The 23,199-nt window shown below is 44.8% G+C and carries 24 protein-coding genes; 9 read left to right on the forward strand and 15 right to left on the reverse strand.

The window, feature by feature from the left end; genetic code table 11:
• Nucleotides 1-6: 6 nt before the first annotated feature.
• The 10 genes from araA to A8C56_RS11600 form a co-directional block, all read right to left on the reverse strand.
• The gene (gene araA, locus A8C56_RS11555) at nt 7-1,509 is read right to left on the reverse strand and encodes an L-arabinose isomerase (protein ID WP_067755990.1); all 1,503 of its coding nucleotides are present in this window, start codon (nt 1,507-1,509) and stop codon (nt 7-9) included.
• Between the two features lie 30 nt (nt 1,510-1,539).
• Complete coding sequence (locus tag A8C56_RS11560) at nt 1,540-2,235, reverse strand: L-ribulose-5-phosphate 4-epimerase (protein ID WP_067755993.1); 696 nt, start codon at nt 2,233-2,235, stop codon at nt 1,540-1,542.
• Between the two features lie 2 nt (nt 2,236-2,237).
• The gene (locus tag A8C56_RS11565; protein ID WP_067755996.1) at nt 2,238-3,908 is read right to left on the reverse strand and encodes a ribulokinase; all 1,671 of its coding nucleotides are present in this window, start codon (nt 3,906-3,908) and stop codon (nt 2,238-2,240) included.
• Nucleotides 3,909-3,989: 81 nt separating this feature from the next.
• The gene (locus tag A8C56_RS11570) at nt 3,990-4,649 is read right to left on the reverse strand and encodes an HAD family hydrolase (RefSeq protein WP_067761937.1); all 660 of its coding nucleotides are present in this window, start codon (nt 4,647-4,649) and stop codon (nt 3,990-3,992) included.
• Nucleotides 4,650-5,050: 401 nt separating this feature from the next.
• Nucleotides 5,051-6,022, reverse strand: coding sequence for a glycoside hydrolase family 43 protein (locus A8C56_RS11575; protein ID WP_067755998.1), 972 nt, complete (start codon nt 6,020-6,022; stop codon nt 5,051-5,053).
• 59 nt (nt 6,023-6,081) lie between these two features.
• On the reverse strand, nt 6,082-6,501 hold the full coding sequence (locus tag A8C56_RS11580) for an acyl-CoA thioesterase (RefSeq protein ID WP_245645869.1): 420 nt from the start codon (nt 6,499-6,501) through the stop codon (nt 6,082-6,084).
• Nucleotides 6,502-6,511: 10 nt separating this feature from the next.
• Nucleotides 6,512-8,554 (reverse strand): protein-disulfide reductase DsbD family protein, encoded by a 2,043-nt coding sequence (locus tag A8C56_RS11585; protein WP_067756001.1) that lies wholly within the window; start codon nt 8,552-8,554, stop codon nt 6,512-6,514.
• A 154-nt stretch (nt 8,555-8,708) separates the two neighbouring features.
• Nucleotides 8,709-9,581, reverse strand: a complete 873-nt coding sequence (gene rfbD / locus A8C56_RS11590) for a dTDP-4-dehydrorhamnose reductase (protein WP_067756003.1) — start codon at nt 9,579-9,581, stop codon at nt 8,709-8,711.
• A 1-nt stretch (nt 9,582) separates the two neighbouring features.
• Nucleotides 9,583-10,131, reverse strand: coding sequence for a dTDP-4-dehydrorhamnose 3,5-epimerase (gene rfbC, locus A8C56_RS11595; RefSeq protein ID WP_067756006.1), 549 nt, complete (start codon nt 10,129-10,131; stop codon nt 9,583-9,585).
• 77 nt (nt 10,132-10,208) lie between these two features.
• On the reverse strand, nt 10,209-11,333 hold the full coding sequence (locus tag A8C56_RS11600) for a DegT/DnrJ/EryC1/StrS family aminotransferase (RefSeq protein ID WP_218917279.1): 1,125 nt from the start codon (nt 11,331-11,333) through the stop codon (nt 10,209-10,211).
• A 182-nt stretch (nt 11,334-11,515) separates the two neighbouring features.
• On the opposite strand from A8C56_RS11600, the gene A8C56_RS11605 reads away from it, so the two are divergent.
• Nucleotides 11,516-12,772, forward strand: coding sequence for a 3-deoxy-D-manno-octulosonic acid transferase (locus A8C56_RS11605; RefSeq protein WP_067761941.1), 1,257 nt, complete (start codon nt 11,516-11,518; stop codon nt 12,770-12,772).
• On the opposite strand, the gene A8C56_RS11610 is transcribed toward A8C56_RS11605, so the two are convergent.
• Nucleotides 12,748-13,494 (reverse strand): hypothetical protein, encoded by a 747-nt coding sequence (locus A8C56_RS11610; protein WP_067756013.1) that lies wholly within the window; start codon nt 13,492-13,494, stop codon nt 12,748-12,750. The genes A8C56_RS11605 and A8C56_RS11610 overlap by 25 nt on opposite strands.
• Before the next feature lie 92 nt (nt 13,495-13,586).
• On the opposite strand from A8C56_RS11610, the gene A8C56_RS11615 reads away from it, so the two are divergent.
• The 8 genes from A8C56_RS11615 (at nt 13,587) to plsX (ending at nt 19,298) form a co-directional block, all read left to right on the forward strand.
• A complete protein-coding gene (locus A8C56_RS11615; RefSeq protein WP_067756016.1) occupies nt 13,587-14,156 on the forward strand; it encodes a thymidine kinase in 570 nt (189 codons plus the stop codon).
• A gap of 66 nt (nt 14,157-14,222) precedes the next feature.
• The gene (locus A8C56_RS11620; protein WP_245645897.1) at nt 14,223-14,825 is read left to right on the forward strand and encodes a heme exporter protein CcmB; all 603 of its coding nucleotides are present in this window, start codon (nt 14,223-14,225) and stop codon (nt 14,823-14,825) included.
• Nucleotides 14,826-14,977: 152 nt separating this feature from the next.
• Nucleotides 14,978-15,643, forward strand: coding sequence for a cytochrome c biogenesis protein CcsA (gene ccsA / locus A8C56_RS11625; protein WP_245645871.1), 666 nt, complete (start codon nt 14,978-14,980; stop codon nt 15,641-15,643).
• A complete protein-coding gene (locus A8C56_RS11630; protein ID WP_067756026.1) occupies nt 15,640-15,852 on the forward strand; it encodes a CcmD family protein in 213 nt (70 codons plus the stop codon). The genes ccsA and A8C56_RS11630 overlap by 4 nt, the downstream gene beginning before the upstream one ends.
• A gap of 48 nt (nt 15,853-15,900) precedes the next feature.
• On the forward strand, nt 15,901-17,319 hold the full coding sequence (locus tag A8C56_RS11635; RefSeq protein ID WP_067756029.1) for a Glu/Leu/Phe/Val family dehydrogenase: 1,419 nt from the start codon (nt 15,901-15,903) through the stop codon (nt 17,317-17,319).
• A 127-nt stretch (nt 17,320-17,446) separates the two neighbouring features.
• Complete coding sequence (locus A8C56_RS11640) at nt 17,447-17,998, forward strand: YceD family protein (RefSeq protein ID WP_067756032.1); 552 nt, start codon at nt 17,447-17,449, stop codon at nt 17,996-17,998.
• Between the two features lie 56 nt (nt 17,999-18,054).
• A complete protein-coding gene (rpmF, locus tag A8C56_RS11645; RefSeq protein WP_067756035.1) occupies nt 18,055-18,249 on the forward strand; it encodes a 50S ribosomal protein L32 in 195 nt (64 codons plus the stop codon).
• Between the two features lie 98 nt (nt 18,250-18,347).
• On the forward strand, nt 18,348-19,298 hold the full coding sequence (plsX, locus tag A8C56_RS11650) for a phosphate acyltransferase PlsX (RefSeq protein ID WP_218917280.1): 951 nt from the start codon (nt 18,348-18,350) through the stop codon (nt 19,296-19,298).
• Between the two features lie 41 nt (nt 19,299-19,339).
• Here the strand turns inward: plsX and A8C56_RS11655 are convergent, their stop codons facing one another.
• The 4 genes from A8C56_RS11655 to A8C56_RS11670 form a co-directional block, all read right to left on the reverse strand.
• Nucleotides 19,340-20,344 carry a vWA domain-containing protein gene (locus tag A8C56_RS11655; RefSeq protein ID WP_067756037.1) on the reverse strand — a complete coding sequence of 335 codons (1,005 nt, stop codon included), beginning with the start codon at nt 20,342-20,344 and terminating at the stop codon, nt 19,340-19,342.
• Between the two features lie 87 nt (nt 20,345-20,431).
• Nucleotides 20,432-21,835 carry an MBL fold metallo-hydrolase RNA specificity domain-containing protein gene (locus tag A8C56_RS11660; protein WP_067756040.1) on the reverse strand — a complete coding sequence of 468 codons (1,404 nt, stop codon included), beginning with the start codon at nt 21,833-21,835 and terminating at the stop codon, nt 20,432-20,434.
• 311 nt (nt 21,836-22,146) lie between these two features.
• Nucleotides 22,147-22,638 (reverse strand): DUF4442 domain-containing protein, encoded by a 492-nt coding sequence (locus tag A8C56_RS11665; protein ID WP_084490171.1) that lies wholly within the window; start codon nt 22,636-22,638, stop codon nt 22,147-22,149.
• A gap of 17 nt (nt 22,639-22,655) precedes the next feature.
• Nucleotides 22,656-23,150 carry a thioredoxin family protein gene (locus tag A8C56_RS11670; protein WP_067756043.1) on the reverse strand — a complete coding sequence of 165 codons (495 nt, stop codon included), beginning with the start codon at nt 23,148-23,150 and terminating at the stop codon, nt 22,656-22,658.
• Nucleotides 23,151-23,199 lie beyond the last annotated feature (49 nt).

The following is a 23,199-nucleotide window of genomic DNA, read 5'->3' on the forward strand; positions in this document are numbered from 1 at the left end:
CTGTTCTCAGCTCCTGTTCAGCTGGTAATAAACATCGCTCCAGCGTAATTCATTTTTAAATTGATACAGATTCGTATTCTTATTGATCAGGGTAAACTCTATACCCGCCATACCAGCAAAGTCTTCCAGGTGCTCTGCCGTAAGGTTCTGGGAATAACAGGTATGATGCGCGCCTCCTGCCAGTATCCATGCCGCACAACCGGTATTCATATCAGGATAAGGCTTCCACAGTACCCTTGCAACAGGGAGCCTGGGCAGCTCATGCATAGGCGCAACAGCTTCTACTTCATTAACCAGCAGCCGGAACCGGTTGCCCATGTCCATAAGAGATGCATTTAAGGCATTACCGGAAGCCACGTTGAACACCAGTCGTACCGGGTCTTCCTTACCGCCGATGCCCAATGGATGTATCTCGCATGCGGGCTTTTTCATTGCAATGCTCGGACAGATCTCCAGCATATGAGAGCCTAATACCATTGCATCCTGCGGATCAAAATGATAGGTATAGTCTTCCATAAATGAGTTGCCTCCCTCTAATCCTTCAGCCATTGATTTCATGGCCCTCACCAATGCCGCCGTTTTCCAGTCGCCCTCCCCGGCAAAGCCATACCCCTTTTGCATCAGCCGCTGTGTGGCAATGCCCGGTAATTGCTTCATACCATGCAGGTCCTCAAAAGTATCTGAGAAACCTTTAAAGCCTCCCTGTTCCAGGAACCTGGTCATGCCTAATTCAATACGCGCCGCATCTCTCAGCGACTGATGTTTTTCCCCGCCCAGTTTTAATTCCGCGGCTACGGCATAGGCATCAAGATATTCCTGTATTAACCGGTCTACTTCTGCATCGGATACCTGGTTAATCACGGCTACGAGATCCCCGATACCATGTGTATTTACACTATAGCCCAGTTTTAATTCCGCTTCTACTTTATCGCCATCAGTAACGGCCACATAACGCATATTATCACCAAAACGCACAAACTTTGCTCCCTGCCAGTCGTTCCATCCAATGGCAGCACGGCTCCAGGCAGCAATACGCTCTAAAACAGTTCCTTCTTTCCAATGTCCCACAATCACCTTACGCTGTTTCTGCATCCTGGTCAGCATAAAGCCAAACTCCCTGTCACCATGGGCCGATTGATTGGTATTCATAAAATCCATATCAATGCTGCTCCAGGGAATGTCCCTGTTAAACTGTGTGTGAAACTGCAGCAGTGGCTTATACAGGATCTTCAGACCATTGATCCACATTTTGGCCGGCGAAAAAGTATGCATCCACGCTATAATGCCAACACAGCGCTTATTGTAATTGGCTTCTGCTAAGGTTGCGTAAATCTCTTCCGGGGTCTTTACCGTTTCTTTCCAGATGATCTTTACAGGTATCTTTGATGAAGCATTCATGTAATTGACCATTTCCTGCGAATGTGCGGCTACCTCTTCTAAAGTAGCAGCTCCGTAAAGATGCTGGCTGCCTGTAACAAACCACAATTCCGATTGCGCCTGATTGCTCATGATATTTTAATTACTGTTTATTGATCCCTTTTACTGCCCATAATAGCTGTTGGGCCCATGCTTGCGCTGATAGTGTTTTTCTATTAAAGCTTTTTTTAACTGAGGGGCCTGAGGATTGATCTGTAAAGTGATGTAAGCCATTTTGGCCACCTGCTCCAATACAGCACTGTTGTGCACCGCACGGGATGCATTTTTACCCCAGGTAAACGGAGCATGATTGCCTACAAGGATCATTTCAACTTCGTTATAATCCAATCCGTGTTGTTTAAAATGATGAATGATCTGAAAACCGGTCTGTGCTTCATAATCGCCTTTGATCATTTCATCATCCATCGGCAAAGCGCAGGGAACATTCACTATGTTGTAATCTGCATGTGTGGTTCCCAAAATGGGGATTTCCTTTTGCGACTGTGCCCATGCCGTTGCATAGGTGGAATGCGTGTGCACAATGCCCCCGATAGCCTTCCAGTGCTTATATAATACCGCATGTGTTTTTGTATCTGAGCTCGGCCGCAGCACACCGTCAACCGTATTGCCGTCAAAATCGACCACTACCATTTTTTCAGGGGTCAGTTCTTCATAAGCCACGCCGCTTGGCTTAATGGCAAATACGCCTTTTTCCCGGTCTGCTTCGCTGGCGTTACCAAATGTAAATAACACTAACCCCAGTTGTGGTAGCTGCATATTGGCCGCATAGGCCTTTTGCCGGATCTCTTCAAATTGCATGACTAAAGATTATTACTTTCTAAAAATGCCCCGATCTTTTTATACTGCTTCATCCGTTTCCTGTATAGTTCATGCCGCGCTGCATCCGGCAGATATTCCCGGTCAAAGCCCTGGCCCATAGCCAGCATGGCCTCTTCCACCCTGGGATAGATGCCGGCCACCGTTGCCGCAAACATTGCAGCACCGATGGCACAGGTCTGCTCCGATCTGTGAATGCGGATCGGCATGCCCATTACATCTGCCATTACCTGCATAATATAGGGTGATTTTTTTGCCACACCACCCACACCGATCAGCCCTTTCAGACGGATGCCTTCCTCCTCAAAACGATCCACGATCGCCTTAGCACCAAAACAGGTTGCTTCCACCAGGGCTTTAAAGATCTGTGGCGCATCGCTTCCCAGCCCCAGGCCTGTTAAGGCTCCATGCAGCAACTGGTTGGCATCCGGTGTTCGTCTTCCGTTTAGCCAATCGATGGCATACAGATCCTGCTCCTGCAATGGCAATTTTGCTGCTTCAGCAGCCAGCGCAGGAATGATTTTAGCGCTTATCTCTTCAATCATAGCATCTGCAGCTGCGGCATCTATCTTTTCTGATCCTTTAATGAGTTGCAGCGGCCAGGACAACAGGTTCTTAAACCATGCGTATACATCTCCAAAAGCGCTCTGCCCCGCTTCCAGGCCAATCATTGCGGGAATAACAGAACCCGTCACCTGTCCGCAGATCCCTTTTACGGTTTTACCTTCCGTAAGATCTTCTTTTGGAACCACAAGCATATCGCAGGTGGATGTGCCCATTACTTTACTTAAATAGTAGGGCTCAATTTGTCCGCCCACTGCCCCCATATGCGCATCCATAGCGCCAATGCCTACCAGAACATCTGAAGGCAGGCCCAGGCGCCCGGCCCAGGCCTCGCTGATCGTTCCGGCCGGTACGTCTGCTGCAAAGGTTTCTTTCGGAAGGTGATCAACAAAGCCGTCCAGAACAGGATCAAGCGTGGCAAAAAACGCATTGGGAGGAAACCCGCCAAAGGCTTCTGACCATAAAGCCTTATGACCTGCGGTACATACGCCCCGTTTCAGCCGGCTTACATCACTGCCGCCTGTAAGCAAAAACGGGATCCAGTCTGCATGCTCCACCCAGCTGGCTGCTGCCGCTCTTACAGCAGCATCCGTCTTAAAAATATGCAGCAATTTTGCCCAGTACCATTCGCTGGAATAAATCCCTCCCACATATTGCAGGTAGTTGATATCAAATTTCTTTGCATGCTCGTTGATGGCCATGGCCTCCTTTGTGGAAGTATGATCTTTCCATAAAATGAATAGGGCATTGGGGTTGTCCTTAAATGCATCGTTCAACGCCAGGGGTGTTCCGGTTTTGTCTACTGCCACGGGGGAAGAACCGGTGGTATCCACAGAAATGCTCCTGATCTGCGCGGCAACTTCAGGGCCCGCTTTTTGAATACAATCTTTTATTGTAGCTTCCAGGCCTTCAATATAATCCAGCGGGTGCTGGCGGAACTGCTTTTTTGCAGGGTCGCAGTACAGCCCCTTTTTCCATCTCGGGTAATAAAAAACGGAGGCGGCAATTTCCTGCCCGTTTAAAGCATTTACGATAACGGAGCGAACTGAATCTGTTCCATAATCCACCCCGATTACATACGCTTTCTTCATTGGACGACGATCGTTTTAAAAGTTAAATATACGATTTATTCAATAATAATTGTACTTTTTACAATTATTTTTCATCATAGTTTAATCAAGCAATGTATTCAGCACCGGGTCTGTAAAATCCCGGATATAGAAAAGGATGCGGTTAAGATGCGTAAATGCTGCCGGCTGGTGCCCGGTAGTGACGATCACCGTATCCATTCCCGCGTTCTGCGCAGCCGCTGCTCCCTTGGGAACATCTTCAAAAACAAGGCACTCCGAAGGTGGTATTCCTAATGCTTCAGCACATTTCAAAAAGGTTTCAGGGTGCGGCTTGCTCAGCGTAACATCGTTTGCGGTAATGATCGCTTTAAAGTATTTCCTTACGGACAGCTGATCGACCACAAAATCCACATTAAACGGAATGGCAGCTGTACCGATAGCCATTGCAATGCCCCGTTCATCAGCTTTTGCAAGAAAAGGATCAAGCCCGTTGATCAATTGAAGATGTGGCAGGAACGCTGCCTGGTATTGTTGCTCTTTACGAACAGAAATGGCTTTTTTTTCACCATCAGAAAACCGCCCTGCGCCAAAAATACGATCCAGCACTTCCTCATTTTTTCCATACATTTCTTTGGATACTTCTTCGGCCGTTAAACGGGCACCCAGTTCTTCATTCAGGATCCTGTGCCAGGCCCTGGTGTGAAAAGGCATGTCGTCAATAATGGTGCCATTCAAATCAAAAATAAACGCTTTATACCTCATTATGCTCATATTATTAGCCAGGTAATATACAGAGAAATGAACGGTTTTTGCCTGCTTAATTTATAAAACAATTTTAAGCAGGATGACAGATTCTTGCATCAATGCTTCCGCAGACATCGCTGACAAACACAGAAAAAATAACCTGCGCTGATCTGTGTATTCCGCGGGAGCTTTTTCTGCCCTTCCGGCGCCTTCATCAGTGATAACAAGTTTCTGAAAATCAATAAGCAGGAAATAGTTCTACGGCCGGTGAAAAAGCATCACTGTGGAAAATAAAATGATCGCCTGCCAGAATTCTGTACCAATGCTCCCGCATCGCTGACAAACGCAGGAAAAAGCAATCTGTTCTGAACTGTACATTCAGCGGGATGGCTCAAACAATCATTAAAGGGGCCATGTCTTTATGGGATCACCCTGGCCGGAACACCGGTATTGGTCAGTACAACGGGTTTGATGGCTCCATCCTTGTCAAAATACATACGCTCTATACAGGTTTCGCGGGAGTTACCGTCTTTTTCTGTAAGCGGGCGGCGATGATACACAATATACCATTCATCTTTCCCCGGAATTTTAATGACCGAATGATGGCCCGCGCCTGTTGCAATTTTGGGGTCCTGCTGCAGGATCTTTCCTACCCGTTTAAAAGGGCCTGTGGGTGCATCTGCAACCGCATAAGCCACGCAGTAATCAGGGCCGGTCCAGCCACCCTCCGACCACATGAAATAATACCGGTTGTTCCGGATAAACATTACAGGGCCCTCCACATAACCTTCCGGCGTGATCTCTTTAAACGTTGTACCCTCTTCAAGGGGAACAAATCCCGTAAAATCATTATTCAGCTTTGCAATGTTACAATGCCGCCAGCCGCCATATATTAAATAGTAGCTCCCGTCCTTATCATGAAAAACAAACTGATCAATGGGCTGCGCCCCGTTATGAAATTTGTCAACCAGAGGTTTTCCCAGGTAATCCTTAAAGGGGCCCTGGGGCTGATCGGCTACTGCCACACCTATTCCACCGGTTTCATTGTCGTTCTGGATATCATTGGCACCAAAGAATAAAAAGTAGCGGCTATCCTTCTTTATAATAGCCGGCGCCCACAGCGCCCGTTTTGCCCATTTTACGGCGGAGGTATCAATGACCCGGGGATGCTTTTCCCAGTTCGTAAGATCGGCAGATGAAAACGCATCCATAAACACCTGCTGATCGTAAGGAGCCGAAAAAGTGGGATAGATCCAATAGGTCTTATCAAAGATGGTTGCTTCAGGGTCTGCATACCAGCCCCTGAACAACGGGTTGCCTGAAAATTTCTTTTGTCCGTATGAAACGCCCAGGAATAGTAAACAGGTGAATAGTACAATCGTTTTTTTCATTCGTATGCTTTCTTTTATGCCTGCCTCACCGGCAGGCAGATTATTAAGATGAGAACTTTTTATTTCAAAAGACGGTCGGCCACAAATGTAATAGCAGTTTTGCCATGTGGCCTGGGATTGCCGTCCTTATCTAAATTGACGAATACCAGCCGGTCAATGGTCAGGATCTGCTGATGCGTCATCTTATTCCGCACTTCACAGCGGAGCGTTAAGGAAGTAGTACCGAATTTTGTTGCCACAATGCCGATCTCTATAATGTCGCCCTGTTTGGGAGATGCAATAAAGTTGATCTCCGAAATGAATTTGGTAACCACATGTGTATTCTCCAACTGTATGATGGCATATAACGCCGCCTCTTCATCGATCCATTGCAACAGGCGCCCGCCAAATAAGGAATGATTGGGGTTCAGGTCTTCCGGCTTTACCCATTTCCGCGTATGAAACCGCATTTCATTTGTTGTGTCTGTAAGATCTTCCATTGAATAGCTGTTAAGAGTTTCTTTTTTTATATTCAGCGATCACCTTCTCCAGGTGTGCTTTAAACTTACTTACAGAAGGATCATAGGGATATCCTTCCGGTGCCAGGCGCTGTTCATTCCCATCCAGGAAAAAATAAAAAGGCTGGGTGTTGGAGCCAAAACGGGATACCTGTATATCAGTGCTCAGATCCCCCAGGTCTTCTACCTGTTTTCCCAGGTCTTTTGAATAGTATTGTTCTGCCTGCGGGATGTCTACTCCGGTATGAACATCCACATACAATGAAACGATAACAAATTCATTTTTCAGTAATTTCATTACTTCCGGGTCGCTCCATACCTGTCCTTCCATTTTACGACAGTTCACACAATTGATACCCGTAAAATCAAGCATTAGCGGCTTTTTAACTTTCCGGGCTACATCCAGGGCTTCTTTATAATCAAAATAGGTAACCAATCCATTATTTACCACTACATCCGGCTCATTTTTTTTCATTACATCCGCATACTTCAACGGTGCCGGCAATGCGGCGCTGTAATGGGCGGAGCCGTCTGCCTTTCCGGATGTTTTTGATAAAGATCCCGGGTCAAAACCCGATGGCAGGTCATCCGCATTAAAGTCCTGCGTGCCCATTGGGGGCAGAAACGCAGACAGCCCTTTTAACGGTGCGCCCCAAAGCCCCGGCACCAGGTAAACCACCATGCTGAACGAGGCTATGGCAAAGAACAAACGGGTTACAGAAAGATAGGGCAATCCAAAATCATTTTTGGGCAACTCATCATCATGCCGGAACCTGAGCTTACCCAGCAGGTACAACCCCAGCAAAAAGAAGAGCACCACCCACAGCACAATAAATATTTCCCGGTCCAGTATCCTCCAGTTTTTGGCAAGATCAGCATTTGATAGAAACTTCAGCGCTAATGCCAGCTCTAAAAAGCCCAGTGTAACCTTAATGGCATTTAACCAGCCGCCGGCCTTGCCCAATACATTCAGCTTGCTGGGAAAGAAGGCGAATAATGCAAACGGCAATGCCAATGCCAGCGAAAAACCAAACATCCCTACTAACGGGCCATAATAGCTTCCTTTGGAAGCCACTACCAGCAAAGGTCCTATGATAGGCCCGGTACAGGAAAAAGAAACGATAACCAGCGTGAGCGCCATAAAGAAAATGCCCCAGAAACTGCCGGTACCGGCTTTACTGTCGGCTTTTGTAGACCAGGAACTGGGTAAAGAAATTTCAAAAGCACCAAGAAAAGAAATACCGAAGATTACAAAGATTAAAAAGAAAAAGATATTCGCGATCCAGTTCGTTGCCAGGTTATTTAATGCAGCCGGCCCAAAGATCAATGTGATCAGGAAGCCGATAAATGTAAAAATGAGCACTATTGAGAATGAATACTGAAAGGCATTTTTTATTCCCTCTTCTTTTGTTTTGCTTCTTTTTGTAAAGAAACTAACAGTAACAGGTATCATTGAATAGATACAGGGCGTTAATAATGCCAGTAAACCGCCTCCAAAGGCTGAAAGAAAAATCAGCAGCAACGATTTATTTTTTGTTCCGGCCGTGCCCGACAAACCCTCCGGACTGGTTCCGGTATTTTTTATGTAAAATTTAAAGGGGGCTTCCAGAGAAGAGAATTCCGCTCCCGATTTAAAAGTATAAGTGACCGTTCCTTTGATGACCGCGCTATCGTCCTTATTTATTTTTACAGCCTGGATCCATTGAAGGGAATCTTTCACAAAGAAAACAGCGGCATTCAGAACGGAATCATAGGCATGAATGATGTTGCCCTTTTCATGCAGACTGTCTTTCAGGTATTTTTTACCGGATGAATCAAAGGCGATCATAGAAAAAACGCTCTTGTTCTGAGGCGTTTCAAGGCTAAATAACTCAATCCCCGGTTGCACCACATGCGCTGTTATGACCAGTTGAATGGTTTCATCACCCATCTTTACCTGGCGGTAATCAAATTGAACCTTTGCAGCAGTATCCTGGGCTGTTGAACAGTGAAATAAAAAAAAGAGGGGTATGATAAATAAAACCAGTCGTTTCATGCATATACTATTTATTGGTTCACCGGGCTCAAATATATATAAATAAAAAACCGGAAAACGGTATTATACAGTATTCCAATTATTTACAGAATATTCAATATAAGATCCTTCCCTCTGAACAATCACTAATAAAAACAGCAAATCTTCCGATTTGTTATGTATTCATTAGAATTTCAATACATTTTTTTAAACTACTTTCCCAGTAGGGTATCTCTATCCGGAAGGTGTCTTTGAAGGAGGTTTTATCCAGAACAGAATAGGCAGGGCGTTTTGCCGGGGTTGGATACGCGGATGTTGGAATGGCATTTACCGTACAACTGCTCCGGATAAGCTCTTTAATGGCTACGGCAAAATCATACCAGCTGATGACGCCTTCATTGGTATAATGATAAATCCCGGGCACCCAGTTCCCGGACGCGATCACATCCAGGATCGCCTTTGCCAGGTCGTTTGCATAGGTGGGCGAGCCATACTGATCGCTGACCACATTTATGGATGACTTTTCGGTCATCAGCCGGATCATGGTTTTTACAAAATTCTTCCCAAACGCAGAATACACCCATGCTGTACGGATGATCACTGCATCGGTATTTGACGCGGCCAGCTGCTCTCCCTTTAATTTTGTTTTACCATAAACACTGACCGGGCGGGTAGGCGCACCGGGCAGGTATGGGCTGGTGGCGGTTCCGTCAAAAACATAGTCTGTTGATAGATGAATCAGCTTTGTGCCGTGCTGCCTGCAGGCCCTGGCTAAAATGCCAGCGGCATCCGCATTTACTTTTTCCGCGATCAGTGCCTCACCGGCTTCTTCTGCTTTGTCCACTGCGGTATAAGCCGCGCAGTTAATGCAGTAATCCGGCTGCAACCGGTTCATCAGTTGGTTCACAGCAGTTGCGTCTGTTATTGATACCTCCTTCTGGGTTGTAAATTCAAAAAGGAAGTCAGGATATAAAGCAGCCATGGTCTGCAACTCGGAACCCAGCTGGCCACTTGAACCCGTTACGAAGATTTTTACCGGCCTGTTCATATTAAAAATTATTTATGGCATTCTTAAACGAAGGCAACAGCAGGTCCTTATCAGAAATGATGACGTCCTTTTCAGGGATCTTCCAGTCTATTGCCAGATCGGGATCATTATAGATCACGCCGCCTTCACTTTCCTTGTTATATAATGCATCACATTTATACAGCACTGTAGCTGCCTGGCTCAAAACAGAGAACCCATGTGCAAATCCATGAGGAATGAGCAACTGTTTTTTATTGGCTGTAGAAAGTTCAATGGTAAAAACGGTTCCGTAGGTAGCCGCATTTTTACGCATGTCTACTGCCACGTCCAGTATTGTTCCTTCCAGTACGCGTACCAGTTTGCATTGTGCATGCGGCTGTAACTGGTAGTGCAGCCCCCTGATCACCCCGTAGGTTGAATAGGATTGATTATCCTGGATAAAACGGTCATGGACCCCTGCCTGGTTAAATACAGATTGATTATAAGCCTCAAAAAAATAGCCGCGCGCATCTTCAAACACACGGGGCTCAAATACAAGGAGGCCTTCCAGGCCGGTGGGTACAAATGGCATTATGAATTAATTAATAGGTTCTCGTTTTAGTTTAAATAAAAGACCCTGTGATAACAATACGGAAAGCTGTACCTGTATTACAGAGCAGAAAGCACCGCATCTTTAATAAAGGCCAGTTGCTCAGCATCCATTTCCGTATGGATCGGAAGCGAAATAACCCGATCTGTGAGATAGGTAGTGACCGGCAATTCCTGGTTGGCCACATCAAACTGAGCAAACATTTTTTGTTTATGCGCAGGCAGCGGGTAATAGATCATAGAAGGAACTCCTTTTTTCTCCAGCCGGTCTTTGAACGCATCGCGCTCTACATTATTTAAAATAAGCGTATACTGGTGATACACATGATCCGAATTGTCCGCTTTATAAGGTACCGTGATCTTATCATTTCCTGAAAAAGCCGCATTATAATAAGCGGCTACCTCCTGGCGTGCTTTGCAATAGGCATCCAGGTGTTTCAGCTTAATATTAAGTATGGCCGCCTGAATGCTGTCCAAACGGCTGTTACATCCTACCAGATCATGATAATAGCGCACTTTCTGACCATGATTGGCGATCATTTTTAATTTTTCTGCAAGCGCATCATCATTGGTGAACAGGGAACCCCCGTCTCCAAATGCGCCCAGGTTCTTGCTGGGGTAAAACGAGGTACAGCCGATATGCCCAATAGTGCCTGTTTTTTTAGAAGAACCGTCTGAGAAATGAAAATTACAGCCAATGGCCTGGGCATTGTCTTCGATTACAAAAAGGCTATGCTTTTCTGCAATTTTCATGATCGCTTCCATATTGGCCGATTGGCCGTAAAGATGCACCGGAACGATCGCTTTTGTCCGGGGAGTTATAGCCTTCTCTATAGCCGCAGGATCGATGCAAAATGTCTTTTCATCCACATCTACAAATACAGGTGTCAGCCTTAGCAGCGCCACCACTTCTGTTGTGGCAATATAGGTGAAGGAAGGGGTAATAACTTCATCCCCCGGTTTCAGCCCCAGCGCCATCAGGGCAATCTGTAAGGCATCTGTTCCGTTACCGCAGGGAATTACATGCTTTACGTTGAGATAGCCGGCCAGGTTACCCGCAAATTCCTGTACGATCTTTCCGTTAATGAACGCCGAGCTTTCCATCACCTCAATAACTGCCTTATCTACCTCGTCCTTAATTTTATGATACTGCGTATGCGTATCCACCATTTGCAAAGGTTTCATCCGTATAATTTTTATCTATTTTGACCGTCGTCCCAATCGTCAGGGATTCAGGAAAACGCCATTTAATCTTCCCCTATGTTAAATACTTTTACACAGGCGTTCCGGCACTTTATTTTTCGGCAGCAAAAGTAACTAATTTACTATTGGTAAACGATTGCTTTTATTTTTGCAGAAAACAAATTTTGTCAGTTGTTATATATACTATATTCCTGTATTTATACAGGTGGGGAATATCGGTTGCTTCGGTGTTCAATAAAAAAGCAAGGTTGTGGATCTCCGGAAGAAAGCGGTTAGCCGAATGGCTGCACCAGTCGTTTGGCAATAACAATTCCCCTGTGATCTGGATGCACTGCGCATCACTGGGTGAATTTGAACAGGGCCGCCCGGTGCTGGAGGCCCTGAAACAGCAATACCCTGGGCATAAAATACTACTCACTTTTTTTTCTCCTTCAGGCTACGAGATCCGGAAAAACTATAACCAGGCTGATTGGGTGGGCTACCTGCCACTGGATACCCCGGCTAACGTAAAGCAGTTCCTGGACCAGGTACGTCCGGAATTAGCCCTGTTTGTTAAATACGAATACTGGTATCATTTCCTGCACCAGCTTAACAGAAGAAACATCCCTACCCTTCTTATTTCAGCGCTTTTCAGGGAAAATTCCATCTTTTTAAAATCCTATGGCGGTTTCCATAGGAAAATGCTGGGTTTCTTTACGCATATTTTTGTGCAGGATGCAGCCAGTAAAGAACGGCTGGCACATATAGTGCCGGATATAAAAGTGACCGCTGCCGGCGATACAAGATTTGACCGGGTGGTGCAAATTGCGGATCAGTTTACCCCGATACCTGTAATTGAACGCTTTGCAAAAGACAAACCTTTTATCATCGTTGCCGGCAGCACCTGGCCGGAGGATGAGCACCTCCTGTCTCAATATATAAATAAAAACAAAAGAAATACATCGTTAATAATTGCTCCGCATGAAATTAATAAAGAGCATATTGACGAAATAATCAAATACTTCCCGGATGCTGTCCTTTATTCGGTAACAGAGCAGGATGCAGATGCAGCGCTGAACAGCAATATCTTAATTATTGATAATATTGGTATGCTTTCCAGGCTTTATTATTATGCATCGGTTGCTTATATCGGAGGGGGGTTTAATAAATCCGGCATCCATAATACCCTGGAGGCGGCTGTATTTTCCAGGCCGGTTATTTTTGGGCCTAACTACAGGAAGTTTTACGAAGCAATAAGCTTAATAAAAAAAGAAGGTGCCTTTTCCTATTCTACTGGTAATGAATTGGAAGATGAAATAAGAAAACTAAAAAATAATCCTGCCTTTTTAGAAATCTGTGGAAAAAATGCCGGTGATTTTGTACGGGCAGGCACCGGTGCAACAGCAATTATACTGAGTTATATTGAAGCAAACCTGCGATAGATCAGCCGGTCGAAATATTCTACATCACTGTTATTGATCCAGCCGAGCTTGGTCTTTAGCTCCCGAGTTACCCAGTATTCCGCCTGTTCCAGCGAATTGAAATTATTGATCGTTTTAATGCAACGGTTATACATTACCTCGTCGCCTCTGAACAGATTCTTTACAAACCGCTCTTTGTCTGCTTCTGAAATATCTTTTGTCAGGTCGTGGATCACCTGTGGCGATTTTGGCCGGATACCATCGTCTACGGTCTGTTCCGTTTTCACGGTCCCCCCGGTTCTGCCATTTTTTACCTGCTGGAACAAAGTAGGAACTTCAATCAATGGATCAAAGTCTTTACTTTTTATATCTTTACCATTCTTTATCTCATTTTTCCCTTCATGCTTATTTTCATCTTCTTCCTCATCCATATAAAGACCGGCATCATATTGAAGCTTCAGAATCCGGAACTCTTCTTCATCCACTTCATCTTCATTGATGCCTCCAAGAGAAAAATATTCCTTTTCCATGCCGGCTGCATCCTTTACAACAACCCGCTTGTTTAAAGAAGGCATGTTGGGCATCAGAACAGCAACATTTGTGCTGCCTAAAACGGCTGTCTCCTTCATAGCCCCGCTGATCTCCCGCTGGATCATCTGGGTGGTTATGAGCAATTGAGACAACTCTGCTTTGTTATTAAATTGAGTTCTTAATTTTTCTATCAGTGCTTCAATTCGCTGCATTATCCTACTTTTGATCAATTATGGACACAATGTATTTCATCAATATACAAATAATAGTCCAAAAAATGTTGTTAAATCAATAAAAGCAGCAAATGTTTATTGAACCGAACCTTACAGGAGAGCGGCGCGGATGGATTGAAGTGATCTGTGGTTCCATGTTTAGCGGAAAAACGGAAGAGCTGATCAGGCGGTTAAAACGGGTGCAGTTTGCCAACCTGAAAGCGGAAATATTTAAACCGGCCATAGATACCCGTTATGATGAAGAGCATATTGTTTCACATGATACAAACGTCATTCACTCAACACCGGTAGATAATTCACAGAAAATACTGCTGCTGGGCCAGAGCGTGGATGTGATCGGGATTGATGAAGCGCAGTTTTTTGATGCCGAGCTGCCCGATGTTTGCGATCAGCTGGCCTATAAGGGAATCAGGGTGATCGTTGCGGGGCTGGATATGGATTATACCGGGAAGCCTTTTGGCCGGATGCCCGATATTCTTGCAAGAGCAGACTATATTACAAAGCTGCACGCGATCTGTGTGAAATGCGGGAACATTGCCAATTACTCTTACCGTAAAATTCCGGATGACGACCAGATCATGCTGGGCGCAACAGACGCGTATGAACCCCGTTGCAGGAAATGCTATTTTGATAAAGTCTAAAACAGAATCCTTATCGCCGCAAATCATCCCATATTACAACTGATTAAAAAAGACCTGCTACTGGAAATCAGGCAGCAATACAGTTTTTATGGAATATTATTATATATAGCAGCCACGGTATTTGTATTGTTCCTGGTTATTGACGAGCCCGAAGGCAATATCTGGAACGGGCTGTTCTGGGTCATTCAACTGTTCATCTGCATCAATGCTGTTGCCAAAAGCTTTTTACAGGAAAGCCGGGGCCGGATGCTTTATTTCTATACCATAGCTTCTCCTGTCCATTTTGTGCTGGCTAAATTATTATTCAACTCGGCATTAATGCTTATGATGTCATTCATCAGCCTTTTATTGTTTTTTGCCTTGCTGGGCAACCCCGTGCAAAAAGTAACCCCATTCATCGCACTGGTATTATTAGGTGGCTGGAGCCTGAGCATGGTGTTTACCTTTCTTGCTGCCATTGCGGCCAAAGCACAGCAAAATGCCGCTATAATGGCGATCCTGGGTTTTCCGCTCATTATTCCCCAACTGATGCTGTTAATGAAAATAACTTCGGCCACCTTTAATCCTGCCCTTTCCATACAATGGAACGATATTGCGCTGCTGATAGCGCTTGACCTGCTGGTAGGTATCCTTGCCGTAATCCTGTTCCCTTTCTTATGGAAAGACTGAATATCAGGTTTGCCTGAAATAACTACCTGTATGAACCTGTTTTTTTAATTTTTATTTAATAATCAACTTTCGGCTTACATTTGCGTTTGTAGATTTCTAAGGTATACCGATAAGATTAGAATATGTATAAAAAGTGGTGGAAAATCCTTTGTGTGATTTTGTTGATTTATGCCATTGTGGCCGGAATGCTTGTCAAAACCCCCAACCTTCCTGCTCTTGATGAAACCATTCGCAACGTGTTCTATCATGTTGGCATGTGGAGCGCCATGATGGTATTGTTTATATGCTCGGTGGTGCATTCCATCCGGTACCTGCGCACCCTGGATCTGAAATATGATGTTTTAGCGCGGAACTACGCGGCAACAGGTCTCTTTTTCGGATTCCTTGGGTATGCTACCGGCGCTATCTGGGCCAGCTACACCTGGGCAGACCCCAATAATCCCGCTTTTGAATCATTTGGCGCTGTAGCACGGGACCCCCGGTTAATAGGCACCGCTGTAGCGCTTTTAATATACCTTGCCTACCTGATCTTAAGAAGTTCGATACCCGATATAGATAAAAGGGCCAAAGTAAGCGCAGTATATAACATTTTTGCGTTTGCCATGCTCTTCCCGACCATTTTTATCATCCCCAGGATCCTGCCCAGCCTGCATCCCGGCGGAGAGGGCAACCCGGCGCTGAATTTTAAGGATTCCAGCCCGGTAATGCGCATGGTACAGTACCCGGCCTTCATCGGATGGGCGCTGCTGGGCGTGTGGATCGCTACGCTAAAGATCAGGATCAGTTTATTGAAAGAAAAATCGCTATTAAAAAAATGAAACAGACAGGAACAGGGTTCATGATACTATTACTGCTGTCCTTACCGGGGCTGGCAATGGCTCAATCTTCAGTGGATTCCTTAATGAGAAGTGATGGCAGGATCTACGTTGTAATAGCAGTGCTGCTGATTATTCTGTTAGGGCTGTTTTTTTATCTGTTCCGTGTAGAGCGCAGGCTAAAAAAGCTGGAAGACCAAAACAAGGATTAGCCAAAGGAAAAGCACATCTGGAATTGCTAAATTGAAAATATAATAACTATGTCAGAAAACAATTACAGTTTTTTTGGAGCTGTTGAAAAGAGCTTCCATAAAGCTGCCCGGTTCACCAAATGGGATAAAGGATTGCTGGAACAGATCAATGCCTGTAATTCGGTTTACAGAATGCGTTTTCCTATTAAAAGAGAAAACGGAACCATTGAAGTTATTGAAGCCTACCGGGTGCAGCACTCGCACCATAAAACTCCCTGTAAAGGAGGCATCCGCTTTTCCATGCAGGTAAATCAGGATGAAGTAATGGCGCTGGCAGCACTGATGACCTATAAATGCGCTATTGTAAACGTGCCCTTTGGCGGCGGCAAAGGCGGTATTAAAATAGATCCTAAAAATTATACTCCTTACGAGCTGGAAAAAATTACCCGCCGCTATACTACCGAATTAATAAAAAAGAATTTTATAGGGCCGGCGACGGATGTTCCGGCTCCTGATTATGGTACCGGTGAACGGGAAATGGCCTGGATTGTGGATACCTATAGTGCTATGAAGCCGCAGGAAATAGATGCCGCCGGCTGTGTTACCGGTAAACCCGTAAGCCAGGGCGGTGTAAGAGGCCGCAGGGAAGCTACAGGACTGGGGGTATTCTTTGGCATCCGCGAAGTTTGTCATATGCCTGAAGAAATGGAAAAACTGGGGCTGACGCCGGGCGTGGAAGGCAAGCGTATCATTGTTCAGGGACTGGGCAACGTGGGGTATCACTCGGCAAAATTCTTTCACGATGCCGGGGCAAAAATAGTAGCCATTGCTGAATACGAAGGCGCCATCTATAATGAAAACGGGCTGGATGTGGAGGAAGTATTCCAGCACCGGAAACGCACCGGCTCTGTACTGAACTTTAAAGGAGCCACCAACTATAAAAATTCAAGAGAAGCGCTGGAACTGGACTGCGATATTTTAGTTCCCGCAGCGCTCGAAAATGTGATTGATAAGGAAAATGCCCCCAGGATCAGGGCCAGGATCATTGGTGAAGCAGCCAACGGGCCATTGACCCCCGAAGCCGATGAGATCTTCCTGGAAAGGAACATCCTGGTGATCCCTGATATGTACCTGAATGCAGGGGGAGTTACTGTTTCCTATTTTGAATGGCTGAAAAACCTGAGCCATGTACGGTATGGCCGCCTTGAAAAGCGCTTTACTGAAAACGTAAATACATCTATACTGGAAGAAATTGAAGGGCTTACCAATAAAAAAGTGGATGAAAAGAAACGTAAAATGATCATGCATGGTGCAGATGAGGTAGACCTGGTATACAGCGGTCTGGAAGAAACCATGATCACTGCCACAAGGGAAATTATGGAAGAATGGAGAAATAACCCGGAGATCCCGGACATGCGCACGGCAGCATATGTAGTGGCTATCAATAAAGTAGCCACAACATATGCAGAATTGGGTATTTTCCCGTAATCGCTAAAAAGACCCTATAAGATTTTATAGGGCTCCCCAACTTTATAAACTAATCTGCCGGTAATTAGGCCGTTTGAGATATTTTGTTTACCTTTGCATCCCTAAATTAAAGGGAGGTAGTTGAGTCATGGCTTACAGAAGGGTGTACGATATTGCTTTTGTGGGTTTAAAACCAGGAGTTCATGAGTTCAATTATGCAATAACAGACAAGTTCTTTGAGGCATTTCAGGAGCAGGACTTCACCAATTGCAAGGCACAGATCAAATTGCTGCTGGATAAAAAAAGCAGTTTTATGATGCTGAAGTTTGAAGTGGGGGGCACATTGGATGTAGTATGCGACCGGTGTAACAATCCGTTAACACTGGAGCTATGGGATGAATTTATCATTACGGTAAAAATGGTAGAAGAGCCCGGTTTAATGAACGACCAGGAAGAGGATCCGGATGTTTATTATATCAGCAGGGGCGAAAGCCATCTGAATGTAGAGGACTGGATCTACGAATTCATTAACCTCAGTATTCCCATGCATAAGACCTGTGGTTTTGATAATGCCGATGGACCGCAATGCAATAAAGAGGCCCTGAAGATGCTGAACAAGCTGGGTTCCGAAAAAACCTCTAAGAAAGAGGTCAACCCGCTTTGGAAAGATTTAGAAAAATTCAAGGGACTGGACAATTAGTAAACGTAGTTTAAAGAAAGAAAAAAATAATTTAGAACTTTTTAATTTTATCAGTTATGCCAAATCCGAAACGCAGGCACAGCCAGCAAAGAAGCGCAAAACGCAGAACTCACTATAAAGCCACTTCCACTACTTTAACCACAGATGCCACTACGGGTGAAACCCATGTACGGCACCGTGCTTATGTAAACGAAGGCAAGCTCATTTACAAAGGAAAAGTAGTAGCTGAAAAAGCACCTGCAAAAGCTTAAAAAAAACGTTAAGTCACCTTTACTTAACTTGTTCATTCCAAATTCATTGACGACCTTTGGTTGGTGATGTATTTGGAATTTTTAATTTTAGCCCGTATATGATGAATATTGGAATTGATACGATGGGTGGCGATTTTGCGCCCCTTGAAGCATTAAGAGGAGTTAAAAAATATCTTTCGCAAAATGAAGGGAACGGCATACAACTTACATTATTTGGAGATGAGGCAGCGATTAAAGAAATCATTGCAGAAGAACAGATTCCGGAAGAACAGGTTACTGTAGTTGCCACCACGCAGATCATTGGCATGCATGAGCACCCTACCAAAGCGCTGAAAGAAAAGACCGATTCCTCTATTGCCGTTGGGTTTCAATATCTGGCAAAGGGCAAAACCAATGCGTTTGTGAGCGCAGGAAATACCGGCGCCATGCTGGTAGGCACCTTGTTCAGCATCAAAACGATCGAGGGGATTTTACGGCCCGTGATCTCTTCTATTATTCCCAAAAAAAACGGTGGCACCGGCCTGGTCCTGGATGTGGGGCTGAATGCAGATTGTAAACCCGAGCAATTGAACCAGTTTGCTACATTAGGCGCCGTTTATGCAAAGCATATCCTGGAAATTCCTCATCCTAAAGTAGGGTTGATCAATGTGGGCGAGGAAGAAGGTAAAGGCAATATATTAACCCAGGGGGCTTATCCTTTGCTGAAAGAAAACCGGAATATCCGCTTTATAGGAAATATTGAAGGCAGGGATCTTTTTAATGATAAGGCAGATATTATGGTATGCGACGGTTTTACCGGCAACATTATTTTAAAGCTGGCAGAATCTATTTATGATATTTCAACAGCAGAAGCGCTGAATAATTCTTACCTGAACCGGTTTAATTTTGAAATTTACGGAGGCACTCCTGTATTAGGCGTAGAGCACCCGGTTGTGGTGGGGCATGGCATTTCAAAGGCCACCGCTTTCAGCAATATGATCCTTGTAGCTGAAAAAATGCTGCAGACCGATGTGCTTCAGAAATTAAAAGAGGCGGTTCAACAGAGTTAAACCGCCATCCGCACTTTTATTAAGCCAACGCAATAACTTTATTACTGATACGTTACAGACACCGGTACATCGATCGTATAATTGTAAGGTGTCAGCACTTTTAAAATAACATTATACGTACCCTTCGGAATGGTCGTATTGCCAACGGGTGTCATTTCCCATTCAATGGAATAGAACTTTGCAGAACCATCCAGCAGCTTGCCCAGGTTGCCAAACATGCTGATCAGTTGTTGTGCATCCTGCGCATACATAAATGCCCCTCCCGTAGCTATTGCCTGGTCAAAAAGATAGGCATCAGAAGAACTGCCCAGCCCTATATTATACAACCGCACATTTTTGGCAGTTGCTGCGCTTACTACAGCACTACTGCTTTTGGAGCTCAGGTTATCCTCACCATCCGTAAAGGTTAATAAAGCTTTTACGGATTTAGTGCCTTTCCCTGCAATATCCGTAACAGCAGCGATCTGCGAATCATACAGGCGGGTATTGCCTTTGGATTTATTGCGTACGCTTTCCACATCTTTTACTAACTGAGCAGTATCATTTGTAAATCCTGTTCCGATCTTGGCATAATTATCAGAGAACCACCATACCCAGGATTCATCCCCCTGATTCATATTCCAGCAGAAAATCTTACCTGCGTCAATCCTGAGATCGTCCGGGTCTGTGTTATCCGTGCTGCCACTCTGATCCATCAGCATAATTGAAGAATAATTGCCGGCAGCATTACCGCCCGATAAAGACGCTTTTACTGCTTTAAAAGCATAACTGCCATACAGCGTATCAATTTTAAATTCCCCGGCTCCAAAGCCGTATTCCATATTTTTTGAATCCTTAAACACGGCAAGGTCAACCGAAAAGCGCACCTTCTTCTCCCCCGCTTCCAGCACTTTTACATTATATACAGCAGCAGATGGAAGGGAATTGTCATTTAAGGGTGGTGTTATTTTAACAACATCATCTTTTTTACAGGAAAAAAGCAATACAGAGCTTAGAACAGCAGCAAAAGCAGCTTTTGCAATCAGACCGGTTTTTTTCATCATCATAATTATTTTTTGTGATGCGAAAATAGACCGGTCGTCCTGGTTATCAAATACTCAAAAACCAGTATTTTTTTATCAAGGGACCTGTCATCAGGATAACCCTGTTTCAAAATGCCTTTCAGGCACCAGTACATCCAGAAATCCCTTTTTAATTAACCGGTTTTTAAAGGCAAACTGTACTTCAGGCTCGCCATGAACCAGGAACAGTTTTTTCACCAGTTTGGGATCCTGGCAGGCCAGCCACTGGCACAGATCATCATAATCACCATGAGCACTCATGCTCCTTATCTGCCCTATTTCCGCATTCACCTGATGCTCCACGCCAAATATGCCCACTTCCTTTGCGCCTGCAAGCAGCCGGCCTCCCAATGAGTTGGGCTCACAGTAGCCGGTCATCACAATGGCATTACGGGAGTTTTCAATATTATTACTGATATGGTGTTTTACCCGGCCCGCGTCTGCCATTCCGCTTGCTGAAATAATGACCATCGGGCCATTCCTGAAGTTGAGGGATTTTGATTCCTCAACAGACTTTATATAAGTGACCCCGGGAAACATAAAAGGATCATCATCATTCTTCAGCACATTCTGGATCTGCTTATTAAAATACTGGGGAAAACGCTTTACCACATCGGTTGCTTCAATGCTTAGCGGGCTATCCACATAAAACGGGATCTTGGGAAGAACGCCCTGTGCCTCCAACTGATTCAGATCATAAAGAATTTCCTGGGTACGCCCAACACTAAATGCCGGTAAGATCAGTTTACCCTTTCGTTCCATACATACCTTATTAATCCATTCGTGCAATAGCTGCGGCGTATCTTTTACGTCTTCATGCAAAGAGTTACCATAGGTCGATTCCATAATAATATAATCTGCCTGCGGAAAAATCTCCGGAGAGCGCAGGATCACATCCCGGTACCGGCCCACGTCGCCGCTAAAGGTGATGCGGGTATCTTTTCCATCTTCTTTAACAACCAGATGCACACATCCGCTTCCGATGATATGACCGGCATCTGTAAACAGCGCCTGTACTCCCTCTATCACATCAAACCACTGGCCATATTCCACGGTTTCAAAAAGCAGCATGGCTCTTTTTGCATCTTCAATATTGTAAAGAGGCTGCAGCAGCTCCGGGGAGGTGCGCTGCCGCTTTTTTTCCAGGAACCGAGCGTCGCTCTCCTGTATCTCAGCGCTGTCCATCAGCAAAATATTGGTAAGATCTTTTGTTCCTGGCGTACAAAAAATCTTACCCTGGTATCCTTCCTTTACAAGTTTGGGAACAAGACCGCAATGATCTATATGAGCGTGCGACAGGATCATTACATCCACTTCACTGCTGATAAAGCCAAAATCATGATTCAGCTTATCAGTTTCATCACCCAGCCCCTGGTACATACCGCAGTCAAGTAATATTTTTTTTCCATTCTTCAGTGTAATCAGGTGTTTGGAGCCCGTTACGGTTTGGGCCGCACCATGAAAAGCAATTTTCATACAAGTACGTTTTAATTAGGATAAGAGTTATTTTAACAAACAAGGTAAGCAAAGAATTTTATATCCCCTACAGGTGTTTGCGTTTTATGAGAATTTGTTGATTAAACCGTGCAACTGAGAATTGAGAATCGGGAGTTGAGCATTCAGTTATCAGTCCCGGCTATGAACCATAAACTACCATTCAGCTCTCCTTACTGCCACAGCCTTCTCAGCAACTCGTGCAGTTCCTGCACCCCTTCAGTGGCGGTTTTTTCAATGGCAGCCAGGTTCGGCATGTGCTGTAAAATATGCAACCATGAGCCGGGGCTTAATTATGACAGTGCTTTATTCTTTGCTTTAAATGACCAGGTAATATGGAAGGTTGCAATCAGCTCGCCTGCTTCACTTTCACCGGTAGAAACTGCGGTCAGTTGCTGCGGCTGATCTTCTTTTATGGCTTTTTGGATCGTTTCTGAAAAAGCTACACCATCTTTGCACGTAAAAAAAGTAATGCCAGTTGCTTTTTTAAAGTAGGTTGCCTCTAATTTTACCACCAGCAATGAAATCTTTGCAGGTTGATCTATTGCTTTTGCCATCGCTAAAGCACCCGTACTTAACTCTCCGGCCATAGCCAGTGCGGCAAAATAGGTGGAGCGGAACGGGTTTTTGGTGATCCGGTTATAAGGAACGGTTACCATGCATTTCCGGTCATCAATTTCACGGATACGTACACCCGCTAATAAAGCCAGAGGAAGCTTTGACAGCAAAAACATCCTGAACTTTACAGGATGTTTCAATGCTTTTATAAACCTATCTGCTTTCATCAGTAATGCACCAGGATTTATTCCTTATATTTTTCCGGCTTTAATGCGTCCGGGGCCCAGTCATTCAGGAACCCGGATACTTTTTCTTTGCTGTAGCCTTTCCCTTCTTCCAGGTAGGCGGAGTTCTGGGTATGGATCAATTGCCCGTCGCTGGCAAGCACCAGGAATACGGGAAATCCGAACCGCTGAGGAAAAGCATATTTTGCCAGCAACGGAAGATTTTTATTTTCCTTGCTGTAATTTAAGTGGTAAACGACATAAGCGCTTTTGATCAGGGAATCTATCGAGGAGTCTGTCTTTGAAAAATGATCAAACCGCGCACACCAGATGCACCAATTGCCTCCAATAGAAATAAGAACATGCTTGTGCTCTTTTTGGGCCTGTGCCACGGCTTTTGCAATACCGGCTTCTGCATCGGCAGCGGGGTCATATGCGTTAAATGTTTTTAAATCCTGTGCCCGGCCACCCAGCATTATAAAAAAAGAAAAAATGATTATAACAAACTGTTTCATATCTTATAAAAATTAAAATCCGAACCCGGCACAAAGATAAACAGAAACG

It is taken from the genome of Niabella ginsenosidivorans (genome assembly GCF_001654455.1).
Lineage (GTDB): Bacteria > Bacteroidota > Bacteroidia > Chitinophagales > Chitinophagaceae > Niabella > Niabella ginsenosidivorans.